The sequence below is a fragment of the Priestia sp. TSO9 genome, from assembly GCF_021029645.1.
GTDB lineage: Bacteria > Bacillota > Bacilli > Bacillales > Bacillaceae_H > Priestia > Priestia megaterium_E.
Map to the genome: position 1 here is coordinate 1072069 of NZ_JAJEKD010000013.1, position 13750 is coordinate 1085818.

A 13750-nucleotide genomic window follows, 5' to 3' on the forward strand; every position below is an offset into this window, starting at 1 on the left:
ACTATACCGCAACCGTTCGCGTGAACCAACCTTTTTTCCGTTTTTCTTCTATTATATAGAAAGATATCATAGATGAGGTACATTTAATTCTAGCATCACAGGACAGTGATCGCTTCCCATTACATGCGGATGAATAGTAGCTTCTTGAATAACGTCTTTGATTCTCTCGGATACGATAAAATAATCAATGCGCCACCCGATATTTCGTTCTCTCACTTTGTTCATATACGACCACCACGTATAGGCTTCTTCTTGATTCGGATACAAATAACGAAATGTATCAAGAAATCCGCTAGCAAGAAGCGTCGTCATTTTTCCTCGCTCTTCTATTGTAAAACCAGAATTTCCTCGGTTTGGCTTCGGATTACGCAAGTCAATTTCTGCGTGTGCTACGTTTAAGTCTCCGCACAAAATCACCGCTTTACGGCTATTTAATTTGTTTAAGTACACGAGCAGATCGTCTTCCCATTGAAGCCTTTCTTCAAGCCTTGCTAAGTCTCTTTTAGAATTTGGCGTATACACGTTTACTACATAGCATTGTTCAAACTCAAGCGTGATAATACGTCCTTCGTCTTCCGATTCTTTATCCACACCGTATGAAACGGATAAAGGCTTTTGCTTTGTAAAAACAGCTGTTCCGGAATACCCTTTTTTCACGGCATAATTCCAGTACTGATAATACCCTTCTAGCTGCAAATCAATTTGGCCTTCCTGCAGCTTCGTCTCTTGAATACAAAATACATCCGCATTCACTTCTTGAAAATAATCTAAAAATCCTTTTCGCACACAAGCGCGAATGCCATTTACGTTCCACGAAATCAACTTCATAAACTCTTCACGTTCTCCTCACTCGATTTATGTATCAGTGTTTAGTGTAGACAATTTCTTGCATGAGTTCAAATAATTTAAAGCGTATACTTTTCTTTTCAAGGTATTCCTGATATTTCTTCTTATTTTATTTTCTGTACCTCAAACACTAGATACAAGAGGTGAAATATAATGTCAACAAACTACACGTATGAAAATAACGAAGAAGTTTCTGCTGTTTCTAAAAAAGAAGAGCATCCTACTAAAGAATGCGAAACACAGAATCAAACGGCGCTTACTAAAGAAGATTTTTCTTTAAATGATTCTGCTATTAAGCACTTTAGCAGGTAATCACTCAGCGAAACCTCCGTTTACCAAACCAATAAAGAGATCCGAACGATTCATCGTTCGGATCTTCCTTAAACTATTCCTATCCTAAGTTCTTTCTTCACGAAATAAAGCTACGAATCGTATCTGCCACAAGTGCATGATCTTCTTCTTGCGACATGCCTGATACGGTAATGGTTCCGATTACGCCGACGTTTTTAACCGAAATTGGAAATGACCCTCCTACTGCTTCGAATTCCTGAGGATCCGCTGCGTAAAACTGCGCGTAAGAACGATCTTTTAACTCGCAGTACAGCTTCATATAGTACGAGCTGTGATGGTGACGAAGAACGGTGTTTGATTTTCGTTTAATCCATTCTTCATGATCGGGAATAGCCCCTTCCATCGCATGTTGAAAGAGAGTTTGACCATTTCGTTTAATGCTTACTGTAACGGCTTTCCCTTTACTTTTTGCTTCATTAATAAGGGCCGTTCCGATCTGTAAAGCCTGGTCATTTGTAAATTGATGAAAGATCAGTTCTTTTTCCTGCTGAACTACTTTTTCAAGCAGTTTCTCTGCCGAATGATTACTCACTGTTTCTCGCTCCTTAGTTAAAATAAACCGCTCGTTTTTCTTTGCTGCTTTCAAATGCCGCTTCGATAACTTTAACCACGTCACGAGCTTCTTCTGCTGAAACCGGAAGCTCTTCTCCTCGAAGCAGGCTGTCGGCAATTTTTTGATAATACGTCACATAAGAACCGTGCAGCGTTTGAATTTCTTTCGTTTCGCCTTCGCCAGTGGTCAGCTTCCCGTAGTGTTCAGGGCTGTCGGCTCCCCACGTATCGTCCACAGGCTTCTTGCCGGCTCTTAGCATATCTTCTTGGCCGTCAATGCCGTATTTAATATAGCTTGCTTTTGTTCCATGAACTTGAAAGCGCGGCCCGTTGCTTGGCACAATGGCACTTGAATGTAAAATAACGCGAAGAGAACCGTATCCAAGCACTACGTGGAAGTAATCATCCGTACGTGCATGATCTCGCTGACCAAATACATCAGCTTGAACAAATTCAGGCATTCCAAAAAGGTGTAAGGCCTGGTCTATTAAATGAGATCCTAAATCGTAAAGCGCTCCTGACCCAGGTCCTTCATTTTCTCTCCAGCGGTCTCGAACAGCTGGACGATAGCGGTCAAAATGAGCTTCATACATTTTAACGTCGCCTAATTCCGCTTCTTCAATCAGCTGTTTCACCGTCAAATAATCATTATCCCATCTGCGGTTATGATAGACGCTTAATTGAACATCTTGTTCTTTTGCTAATTGAATTAATTCATTTGCTTCTTTTTCTGATACGACCATCGGCTTTTCAACAATTACATGCTTACCTGCGCGTAGTGCGTCTTTCACCATTTCATAGTGCATGCCGCTAGGCGTTGTAATAATAACTAAATCAATGCTGTCATCTTCTAGAAGTTCAGATAGAGTGCTCACTACTTCAACATCCTCTAAGTCACTCTTTACTTTTTCAGGATTTGAACTCATTACCTTTGAAATATGAAATTCTTCTAACACGCTTAAAAGCGGCGTGTGAAAGACCGTTGCTGAAAATCCGTATCCTACTAATCCTACTTTTATTTTCTTCATTGTGTTTCCTCTCCTTTATCAAAATCTGTTACGATAAGCCGCACTTGATTTTGTTCTATTTTTTCTTTTACATCCGCTTCTGGCTCTTTATTTGTGATTAAGATATCAATATCGCTCATATCGCATACTCGATGTAAAAATTCACGTTCAAACTTTGTATGATCCGCAAGCATAATAACTTGTCTTGCGCATTGAATCATCTGTCTTTTTAAAAACGCTTCTTCTTCACTTGGAGATGTAATACCAGCTGCACCAACGCCGCACGTACCTAAAAACAGCTGATCTACTTTGTATTCCTGCAACGTAGAAATCGTTCTTGGCCCGGTGACGTTACGGTTTTTCCCGTTAAACTTGCCCGGCAGCAAAAACGTATCACACGCTGTATATTGATCGAGCAAATCCACATTATCAATGGAATTTGTAATAACGGTTACATGCTTTACATCCATATACTCCGCCATCAGTGCGATGGTAGAAGACGTATCTAAAAGCACGTCATACCCCTCCGACATTAACGAAGCTGCTTCTTTAGCAATTTGTTCTTTCGCTTTGGTAGGCGTTCGTTCACTGTAATCAATGATATGACTTGACGATAGCGTCGCTCCGCCTTTAACTCTCATAACCTCGCCGTTTTCTTCAAGCTTGACTAAATCGCGCCTCGCCGTATCTTTTGAAACGGTAAACATATCGCAAATTTCGTCTAATGTAATCGTGCGGTGTGTGTGAAGGTATTCAATAATCGCACTCATGCGCTGCTCTTGATACACCCGAATACCCTCCTTTTTTACTTTGATATGAGCTAATTGTAGCGCAAAGAAAAACTAAAAACAACTAAAAAACTTAAAAAGCTTAATTTTTTTAAGTTTTTAACTTAAATTATAAAAGATTGTTTAAACAAATTCGAAAAAAGCATAAAAGTGTACAAACGCTTTCTGGAAATAACTATCTTATTTTGGATAATACTTCTTTTATATCTGATACCCTTTCACGCTTTTCACTAATCTCTTATGGTTAAGACTTCCAGCAAACGTATAGGCAAAAAAAGCGAGAATCATAAAGATTCTCGCTTTTTCGTTACATCTTATGTTCAAGCGCTTTGAAGTTTTCTTGAAATTGTTCCAAGCGAACAAGTCCTTCTTCACGAAGGCGTTTGTTTTCTTCTTCAATTGCTTTTGTTTCCTGCATTCCTTTCATAATAATATTCCACGTTTGTTCCATCGTTTCTACTTTTACGCTGGGCGCACCCGACATTTTGGCAATTTTAACGCTTTGCTGTGAAATGTTTTCTGCATTGCGAATGAGCAGTTCATTTGTACGTTTGTCTAATTCGTTCATAGACTCGGCTACTAAATTTTGACGTTTTGCTGCGATTGCGTTAATGAGTCCATTTTTAAAAATAGGAATCGTTGTAATAAACGCAGAATTAATTTTGCCAATCAGCTTTGTATTTCCTCGCTGCAGCATACGGATTTGAGGAGCGGATTGATAAGATACTTGTTTTGCCATTTCTAAATCATATAATCGCTGCTCCATCAGCTCAACCGCATTTTTTAAGGTTTGAAGCTCCATTGCCGCCAGCTGATTTCCACTCGACGCTCTTTCTTCAAGCACCTTTAGCTCTTGTTTTAACTCTTCTACTTTTACTTCGCCCGCTACAATGTATTTTTCAAGCTCTATATAATACTGATAGTTTTGCTCATAAAGCTGTTCAAGCGTCGTGGTTGAATGCTTCATTTCGGTTTCATATTTTGTAATCTCTACATACACTTTATCAATTTCAGAGCCCATCGTTTCATATTTTTGAAACAGCTTATCCACTATTTTTTGACCGCGTTTAAAAAGCTTAGAGAAAAACCCTTTATCTTCAACAAAATCTTTTGCATCAAATTTGTCCATAATCTTTCCAAGCTGCTTTAATAATTGACTTGACTCTTCCATGCTAGACGATTTAATTGTACTAAGCACTTTTCCGGAAAACGAGGAAATTTCATTGGCTGTTTCTTTCCCATACTCAAGTAAAGCCAGCTGATTTTTATAATCAATTTGTTCTGCTAAGCGACGTACTTCCGGCTCTTCTCGCAGTTTTGCTTTTACTTCATTAGGCTTTGTTTCTAAAACTTCTTCGGCTTCGTTTACATCTAAAGGCTGTAATTCGTTGGTTGCCATTTAAAAACCCTTCTTTCTTTAAAAGATTCGTTTTAACCATTTTTGAATGAGCGACGGCTCTTTGAATTCTTCATTAAAGCTAATTTCTTCTAGCCAATGTATATCGAAATATTTTTCTTCGACAAACGCTTCTATATCTATTTGACCGGTCGGATTAAAAAGAACAATGTCAACGCCAAATTCATTTAATAGAAGCAGTAAAGCTGCATCTTCACGCGTAAACGTTTCATGTTCATTTCCGTGATAAATAATGAGCCGAGGGACGTGCTGCGTATAATCAAATTTTTGAAGCATGCGAAGCACGTTGTTTGGAAGCTTCAAAGACTGATTAAACAAGTACATTTGATGCTGATACGCATCTTCATGATCCAACCGAAGGAGCTTTGAATGTGCACAGTATCTGGAAATAGCTGCAGCTAGCCCTTGTTGAAGCCCGATAGGCAGCTCTTTATAGCGCCACCAGTTGCTTTCAATCATTCTATCAGGACTGAGCGTGCCATCACTTCCGAGAGCTCCTTGATAGTGAAAGTGATTATTTCCTTCTATTTTTTTAGCAAAAGGAACAGAATCAATCGTCAGAGCTAACTCATTTTCCGTTTGCATGAGCTCATGCACTTTACTCCAGTACTCTTTTCGGTTTTTAGAGATACCAAGTACTTTTGAAAACAAGACCGGCACGTGTACATATGGCTTGGACACTTGAAAATTAGGACGAATAAACGCCCGTTCTCTCATTAATAAAAAGATTTCATCATACGTCGTTTTGAGAGTGACTGAAGTTGGAAAATACGAACGAAATTGCCAAGGTTTATACAGCATGGACTCCTCTGAATGAAGCACTTGCTCAATTTCTTGAGACGCTCGAAATGCTACCGTACCTTTTCGAACCGGTTTATCCGTTGGAAAAGGTAAAAGCGAGCTAGTAGAAGGAAACGTATAAACCGTTGTTAAATGCTGATTCTTATCTACTTCTTTTAAATGATCCTTTCCTTCTGGATGAAAGGTAAGGACGTCAAAACCTAGTAAAATCAAATAATAGAGAAAATACTGCTCGCTTTTATTCGCATCTCCATACCACATGATGCGAGGCGCGTGCTCAGGAAATGCTTGATCGACCATCCAAGGTTTTACATGATTCAACTGCCACTTTATTAAATCGATTAATACGCGTTGAAAATGCCCGTCCATAAAACCATCTCCATGCTGTTCTTTAAAACACGTTAAGGTTTCAATAAATTTTTCGCGTACTCTTCTATGTATAGCGGGATTTTCTGACTTCACGATCAGCTTTTTTCCTTCTAAAAAAGCAAATAGCCGATTGACAGAAAGGCCGTGCTCTTCTTGATTAATTTTAAGGATCGTTTGTACTTCTTTTAATCTATCATTTGAAATGGACTTATCAAGCTTATCGTGCAGGACAAGGATCGATGATGATGAATGCGCAAGTTCATAAAGAAAAGCTGCGTACTCGTCCGCATCAAGATGGGTGCCTACATATCTTCCTGCCACTTGTTTATAGGAAATTTGCTGCTCATTTTGTATAAAGTCACCTCGCAGAGAAACATCTTGAGAAAAAAGAGAAGTTCCATTTTGCTCGTTAAGATTAATGATATGAGGATCAATTAGTTTACTCACGCCTTACAGCTCCTTTCTTTTCAGACATATACATGCTAAAAAGAAAGGGTACTCGTTAAAGCACCCTTTCTTTTTCATTTATCCCATGCCTTTTTTATACGGATAATCCGTAGTTGCGGCAAAGGTCGGCCAAGCCACCGGAAAATCCGCTGCCAATGGCATTAAACTTCCAGTCGTTTCCGTGCTTGTATAGCTCGCACACTACAACAGCTGTTTCGATTGAAAAATCTTCACCTAAATCATAACGAAGCACTTCTTCATTTGTTTCGGCGTCTATCAGACGAACAAACGCGTTGGATACTTGTCCAAAGTTTTGTCCGCGAGCATCTGCGTCGTGAATCGTGACGCTAATTCCGATTTTTTCAACGTAGTCAGGAAGAAGGGAAAAATCAACGACTATTTGCTCATCGTCTCCATCTCCTGCACCCGTACGGTTGTCACCGGTATGCTCCACAGCGCCATTTGGACTTTTCAAATTGTTGTAAAAAACAAACTCCTCGTCATTTACAACCTGACTTGATTTATTGGCTAAAAATGCACATGCATCTAAATCGAAATCCTGAGATCCAGCATATTTGTTTGTATCCCATCCAAGGCCTACTATTACTTTTGTTAATCCTGGGTTGGTTTTCGTTAGGTCAATGCGCTGACCTTTTGATAAAGAAATTGACATAAAAACATCCTCCGTACGTTTTCTTACTTTAATGATTAGGCGTTTAAACCAAAGTCGTTGACAAGTGCCGCCAAGCCGCCTTGATAGCCGCTGCCAATGGCATTAAACTTCCATTCTCCGCCGTGTCGGTACAGCTCTCCTACTACAACGGCTGTTTCGATCGAGAAGTCTTCACCTAAATCATAACGAATTAACTCTTCGTCATTTGTTGCATTTAAAATACGAACGTAGGCGTTGCTTACTTGGCCAAAGTTTTGACCGCGTGCTTCCCCTTCATGGATCGTAATGGTAAACGCGATACGTTCAATAGATTGAGGCACATTTTTCAAATCTACTTGAACCTGCTCATCGTCTCCTTCACCTACGCCTGTACGGTTATCTCCGGTATGCTCAACCGCTCCGTTTGCACCCGTCGTATTATTGTAAAAAATAAAATCAGATTCTGAAGCGCATTTTCCTGCTCCGTTTAATAAAAAGACAGATGAATCTAAATCAAAATCGTTTCCACCGTCATACTTATTTACATCCCATCCAAGACCTACTACTACGTTTGTTAATCCTGGATTAGTTTTTGTTAAATCTACTTTTTGTCCTTTTGAAAGATTAATAGCCATTTCGTTTCCCTCTTTTCAAATTGTTTATTTTGTATATTTGTTTGCAATTTCAGCCAATCCAGTATCTCTCGTTGCATCTCCAGTTGCTGAAAACTTCCATTCATTCCCGTCTCGGTAAATTTCACCTGCAAATAAAGCGGTTGCTCCTGAATGATCTTCAGATAGATTAAAGTGTACAAGCTCTTCGTTTTTAGCGCTGTCCACAACGCGGATAAAAGCATTTTTAATCATACCGAAATCTTGATTTCGCTCAACACACTGATAGATGTTGACTACAAACACAAGTTTATGTACGTTTCCGGGAACATTTTTTAAATTAACAAAAATTTGTTCATCGTCCCCTTCACCTGCTCCGGTAAGGTTATCCCCTGAATGCTTAACGCTCCCGCAGTTACTGTGACGATTTCCAAAATACACAACGGCTGAGTTACTTACAAGCTTATCGTTCGAATTGAGCATAAGAACAGATGCATCGCAGTCGATACTTGGTCCGTTTCCTCCAAAACCAAAAAAGCTGCGTTTTTTTACAGGATCCCATCCTAATCCAACTGTAATAGAAGATAGGGCTTCTCTTCCTTTTGTTAAATCAATTTTTTGACCTTTTTGTAGATTAATAGCCACGTTTATTTACTCCTTTACTATAGCGAACACATTCTTTTTCAGACTCTATATAGCTCTATATCATAGCGCAAATAAATGAAAAAATAGTGAAATCTTTTATACCACTTTTAACGTTTACGTAAATCTTCTTTCCATGGAAAGAATACCACAATCTGGTGATTGTTTCAAAAATTAAGTGGGCTGTTGTGACATAAATTAGTTGATTTAAAGTTTAAAAGGTAAGTCAGCTTACTAAAAAAAGACTGTCTCTAAACCGGAAATCCGAGTTATGAGACAGTCTTTTTTGGCTTATTGAGCTATTTTCAAAGCAGGCTCTTGCTGTTCAGCTGTTTTAGCAGCTGCCACGTTTTGAATACGTCCTTCTGCTTTGTATTCAAACGGGCTATTAAGTGTTTTAATATAGTTTACCGTTGCTTGTAAATCTTCTGGTCCCACTTCCATATCTGAAGAAAGTGCGCCAATCCCGTATTTTTCATTTCCATACATATAGTTATTGACTACTACTGTATATTCTTTTTCTTTGTCAATTTTACTTCCATCTGGAAGCTTGATATCAACTACTTTATTCGTGCTTCCATCCCACGTATAGTTAAAGCCTGCAATATGGAAATCTAGTCCAGATGATGTAATTTGATTGTTTAACACCGTTTCTAAATCCGCTCCGCTTAGCTTTACTTTATTTAAGACGTTGCCAAACGGCTGAATCGCAAATAAATCACCGTATGTCACGTCACCAGCATCAAGCTGTGAACGAACGCCTCCGCCATTCATTAACGCAAAGTCAGCTTTCATTTCTGCTTTCATACCGTCAGCAATTAAGTTTCCAAGCGCGATATCGCCCGTTGCTCCGCTAGATGGATAACCTTTTGCTAGAGCAGTAGATGAATTTCCAACCACTTCTGCTTTAATAGGTGCTGCTAAGTCTTCATATTTTTGCATAATCTTTGAAACTTCAGGATCTGGCGTATAGTCTTTTTGATAAACGGTCACAATTTTTGCATCTTTTTTCACGATGTCACCCGTATTATCGATTTCAACGTCTACGTCAGAAAACGCTGAGCCGTATGAATAAGCTTGAACGATTAGTTTGTTATCTACTACTTTGTTGTTGTATACGTGATTGTGAGCTGAAAAGATCACGTCAACTTCATCATCAATTTTTTTAGCGATATCGGCTGCATCAAATTCGGTAGACGTTCCATTTTGATTAGATGGATTATGAGCAAGTACAACAATTGCTTTAATACCCTTCTTTTTTAACTCTGCCGTATATTTATCAATCGCTGTTGCTTCGTCCGTAATTTTTAAGTTTTCATTTCCTTTACGAACAATCATGCTTGGCGTTTCTTGTGTTACAACGCCGATGAATCCAATTTTCTTGCCGCCTACTTCTTTTATCGCGTAAGGTTCTGTAATTAATTTATCAGTTGAAGTATCATAAGCATTTGCCGCTACTACTGGGAAATTCATGCCGTCGTATCCTTTTGTGCCTTTTGGATGGTCTCCGCCTTCAATCATACGATGAAGCTCAGCAATGCCTTCGTCAAATTCATGATTTCCAAGCGTGCCTACATCAAATCCAAGCGATTCCATCACTTCAACCGTTGGCTCGTCTTGAAACAGCGCTGAAACTAGCGGACTTCCGCCAATCATGTCTCCTGCATGAACTAAAAGCGTATTCGGATTTTCAGCTTCTTGTTTACGAATAGCTGCTGCTGTATATTTCATATTTCCAGCTAAAAGCGTTTGGCCATTTGACTTAATTTGTGTATCTGTATCGAGCTGACCGTGCAGGTCGTTCATCCCTAAAAGCTGAACCTTTGTATTATCTTTTGATTCGCCGTTTAAATTAATTTTGTAAATGCCGAATCCTTTGTCATCCGTTTTATTTGTATACGTAATGTTGCTTCCTTCAGTTAAATAGCTTTCTCCGCGCGGTGAGCTTGTGAACGTCACGTTAGCCGTTCCGTTAATTGGTGCAATTGACCAGTTATCGTCAGCTGTTGGCGTAATTTCTTTTTGCTCGGTGATGTAGTCCATTAGAATTTGACGGTTTTCATCCGCTGAATCCACCACAAGCTCGCTTCCTTTTAGACCAGGGAAGTTTCCGCCTCCGCCAGCTCGGTAGTTATTTGTCACAACAATAAACTCTTGATTCGGGTCAACTGGTTTACCGTTATACGTTAAGTTAACAACACGGCTTGAATCTCCGTGAATCACGTTTCCATTCACATCGTATTTTGCTGGTTTTGTGACGTCGATTTGGTATTGAACGCCGTCAATGACGTCAAAATTATAAACAGGGAAGCTTGGGTTTAATAATTCCTGCTCTTCTGTTTTATTCGGTGTAATTTGATTAAACTTACCGGCAGACATATCAATCCAGTCTTTTACAACAGAACCTTTTACTTTAACCGCTTTTAACGTGTTGTCATATAGATACAGGTCGCCAGCGCTTCGGATCGTTAAGTCACCTTTTTTAATTTCCGTATATTCATCAACGCCGTTTCTTCCTGCTTTAAAAGGCGCTCCCACTGATAAAATCGGAAGGTCTTTATATTCCGGCTTGTTTTGAGAAACGTACTTTTCTACGTAATCTTTTTGTGCATTTGTTACCACTTGAATAGATGGATCATCTTTTACAAGAGAAAAATAGCTGTGAATATCATCCGTCGTTTTACCGATTGGTGTGTTCACGTATTTAACCGTTGCATCGTGATCTTTTTGAACTGCTTTAACAACGCCTTTATCCGGTTCTACCGTACTTTGCGTAACCGTTTTCCCTGACGCGTCTTTTACGTCTTTATACGTTTCACGCGTAGACGATTGAGAGCTTACTACTTTCCATTTTCCTTTTTCTTCTTTTAACGTTAAGTCAATTAAACCAAGTGACCCTCCGCCGTAACCTGCTTGGACAGCGGGAACGCCGTTGATTGTTCCTTTTGCATTATCAACGCCAGGAAGAGGCTTTTTATCTGCTCCAAGGAACAAACCGTCTAGCGAAGCTTCCGTTTTAGCAGGGAAGACTTTATGCGTGTGCGAAAACGTAATAGCATCAATGCCTTTTACTTCACTTAATGAGTAAATCACATCTTCCGTGTTTTGCTTGTTGCTGCTAAATCCAGAGTGAGCCATTGCAACAACTACGTCCGCGCCTTTTTTCTTCATTTCTGGAATATATTTGTTGGCTGTTTCCACAATGCCTTTTGTAATGACTTTTCCATCAAGGTTTGCTTTATCCCAATCGTTAATTTGAGGCGGTACAAAGCCAATGAAACCAACTTTAATCGTTCGTTTCTTTCCATTTTCATCGACGACTTTTTTATTCATAATTTTATAAGGCATAAATTTATTTTTATCGTTTTTCGGGTTGTTGTCATGATCATCAACGTAGACATTGGCATTTATGTAAGGAAAGTTCGCGTCGTTATACGCTTCTTTTAGAAAGTCTAATCCATAGTTGAACTCATGATTTCCAAGTGTTGCAATATCATAATCCAGCTGATTCATTGCTTTAAATACAGGATGAACTTCCCCTTTTTTTAGCGGGTCAATCTTGGCTTTATACGTGCCTAGAGGCGTTCCTTGGATGAGGTCTCCGTTATCTACTAATAAGCTGTTTTTTACTTCTTTTCGAGCGTTTTTGATTAAGGTAGCGGTTTTAGCTAAACCCACTTTCTCGTAAGAGGCATCTTTGAAATAATCATAGTTTAATAGATTCGTATGAACATCGGTTGTTTCCATCAGACGTATGTTCACAAGCGCATCTTTTTTATTATGGCCTTGATGCTTGCTTTGCTGTGAGCTTTGTCCAGGATGACGTTCTTCCGCTCCTGCCTGTGTAGTTAAAAGAGGCATAGATAATAGAGAAAGTGCCAGTGATGTGGATAGGATTTTTTTCGTTTTACTACTTTTGTTCTTTTTCATCTACCATTCACCTTTCAAGTAAGTTATCATCGCTATAAATCTAGCAACTGTTCAAAAATAGTATAGCAGAAAAGATTTATAAAGGATGTAAATTTTTTGATTTTTTAGTAAACCATTTGTATGCGTTTTATTAACTTTTTGTAAACCGAAAAATTTTTTTAGTTTCCCTCTTCAAAATCAAGGACTATAGTTTTTATTAATTGGATGAATCATCCTTTTAGAATGAGTCTTATTACCTAATACATCAACGTTCCCACATCCTCTTTTCATTCAAAAAAAATTTATTTCAAGCGGTGTGTATATATGTACTATACATAGGATACGAAAAGCAGACATTAAGTTTGTCACAGCTTCTAACAAAATTTCGTAGATATAAAAAAGAAAGAAAAGGTTTTTCTTTCTAATAAATAGATATATTTATATAATTTTACATTTATAACAAAGAAACGATGTTGAGTCATAAGACATACCTACTACATCAATCCAATCTAAAGCATCTATACACATGAAACCTACGTTCACCTACAAATAAAAACATCCGAACGAAGTTGATTCTCCATCAAGAATCTTGATTCATCGTTCGGATGTTTTTTAGTTAACATACTTTTTTCTCAACCGCGTTTTCTTACTGACCTAATTCTTTAATTTGTTTCATAATACTTGATACATCTTGAATTGATTGAAACAATTCACTGTTTTTTAGCGCTTCTGGATTGAAGCTGCCATCCTTTATATTGGCTTCATACGCTTCAATTCCACTAATGATTTTTTCGTTTTGTTGAACAAGCTGATCGTGCACATCAGAAGCGATGTCAGGAGCTTTTGTTTGATTAAATTCTTCAGCTTTTCCTTTCATTTCCTGCAGCTTTTGCTCTAGCTTCTTTATTGCCTCGTCATCATTAACAGCCTTTTCCGCTAGAGGCGGTATTTCTTCAGCAAACTTTTGCGCTTCACTCACGTAATCTTTTGCATCATTTGCGTAGTTCAGCGTACTGCTTGTATCTTCAAGAAAAGAACAGCCGCCGACCATAAAAAGAACAGCAGTTGATATGACTAGCATCCACTTTTTCACTTAGCACTCAACCTTTCTTAGTTTCTTTTCTGCTATCTTCTTTTCGATTTTCGTTTCTTTAACTCTTTCATAATAATGGGTACAGCTTTTTTTATTCCTTTTTTTACAGCGGGGCTTTTTAACAGTCTCGATAGTTTTGACATTTTTAAGCTCCTCTCTTCTTTTGAAATAACAAAAAACACCTTTACCACATGTGGTAAAGGTGTTTTTATACAGACCTTTACCAATGGCAACATTGGCAAAGGTCTCGCTAACAATTTGCATT

Annotated in this window: 12 protein-coding genes; 1 reads left to right on the forward strand and 11 read right to left on the reverse strand. The window is 38.5% G+C overall.

Annotated features, from left to right (window positions below):
- Positions 1-66: 66 nt before the first annotated feature.
- Positions 67-828 carry an exodeoxyribonuclease III gene (locus LJC66_RS13700; RefSeq protein WP_014459763.1) on the reverse strand — a complete coding sequence of 254 codons (762 nt, stop codon included), beginning with the start codon at positions 826-828 and terminating at the stop codon, positions 67-69.
- A gap of 171 nt (positions 829-999) precedes the next feature.
- Here LJC66_RS13700 and LJC66_RS13705 point away from each other — a divergent pair, with 171 nt between their 5' ends.
- Positions 1000-1158, forward strand: coding sequence for a hypothetical protein (locus LJC66_RS13705; RefSeq protein WP_168769257.1), 159 nt, complete (start codon positions 1000-1002; stop codon positions 1156-1158).
- A 97-nt stretch (positions 1159-1255) separates the two neighbouring features.
- On the opposite strand, the gene LJC66_RS13710 is transcribed toward LJC66_RS13705, so the two are convergent.
- The 10 genes from LJC66_RS13710 to LJC66_RS13755 form a co-directional block, all read right to left on the reverse strand.
- Positions 1256-1729: a heme-degrading domain-containing protein gene (locus tag LJC66_RS13710; protein WP_230932761.1), complete on the reverse strand. Its 474-nt coding sequence runs from the start codon at positions 1727-1729 to the stop codon at positions 1256-1258.
- A gap of 13 nt (positions 1730-1742) precedes the next feature.
- Positions 1743-2777: an oxidoreductase gene (locus LJC66_RS13715; protein WP_230932762.1), complete on the reverse strand. Its 1035-nt coding sequence runs from the start codon at positions 2775-2777 to the stop codon at positions 1743-1745.
- Positions 2774-3544, reverse strand: a complete 771-nt coding sequence (locus LJC66_RS13720) for a DeoR/GlpR family DNA-binding transcription regulator (RefSeq protein ID WP_028408243.1) — start codon at positions 3542-3544, stop codon at positions 2774-2776. The genes LJC66_RS13715 and LJC66_RS13720 overlap by 4 nt, the downstream gene beginning before the upstream one ends.
- A 307-nt stretch (positions 3545-3851) precedes the next feature.
- Complete coding sequence (locus LJC66_RS13725) at positions 3852-4943, reverse strand: toxic anion resistance protein (protein ID WP_050690657.1); 1092 nt, start codon at positions 4941-4943, stop codon at positions 3852-3854.
- An 18-nt stretch (positions 4944-4961) separates the two neighbouring features.
- Complete coding sequence (locus LJC66_RS13730) at positions 4962-6578, reverse strand: YceG family protein (RefSeq protein WP_230932763.1); 1617 nt, start codon at positions 6576-6578, stop codon at positions 4962-4964.
- A 94-nt stretch (positions 6579-6672) separates the two neighbouring features.
- Positions 6673-7251, reverse strand: a complete 579-nt coding sequence (locus tag LJC66_RS13735; protein ID WP_230932764.1) for a TerD family protein — start codon at positions 7249-7251, stop codon at positions 6673-6675.
- Between the two features lie 35 nt (positions 7252-7286).
- Complete coding sequence (locus tag LJC66_RS13740; protein ID WP_025751616.1) at positions 7287-7865, reverse strand: TerD family protein; 579 nt, start codon at positions 7863-7865, stop codon at positions 7287-7289.
- 24 nt (positions 7866-7889) lie between these two features.
- Positions 7890-8486 carry a TerD family protein gene (locus LJC66_RS13745; RefSeq protein ID WP_230932765.1) on the reverse strand — a complete coding sequence of 199 codons (597 nt, stop codon included), beginning with the start codon at positions 8484-8486 and terminating at the stop codon, positions 7890-7892.
- Positions 8487-8774: 288 nt separating this feature from the next.
- A complete protein-coding gene (locus LJC66_RS13750; RefSeq protein WP_230932766.1) occupies positions 8775-12413 on the reverse strand; it encodes a multifunctional 2',3'-cyclic-nucleotide 2'-phosphodiesterase/3'-nucleotidase/5'-nucleotidase in 3639 nt (1212 codons plus the stop codon).
- Positions 12414-13038: 625 nt separating this feature from the next.
- Positions 13039-13485 (reverse strand): DUF6376 family protein, encoded by a 447-nt coding sequence (locus tag LJC66_RS13755; RefSeq protein WP_028408237.1) that lies wholly within the window; start codon positions 13483-13485, stop codon positions 13039-13041.
- Positions 13486-13750 lie beyond the last annotated feature (265 nt).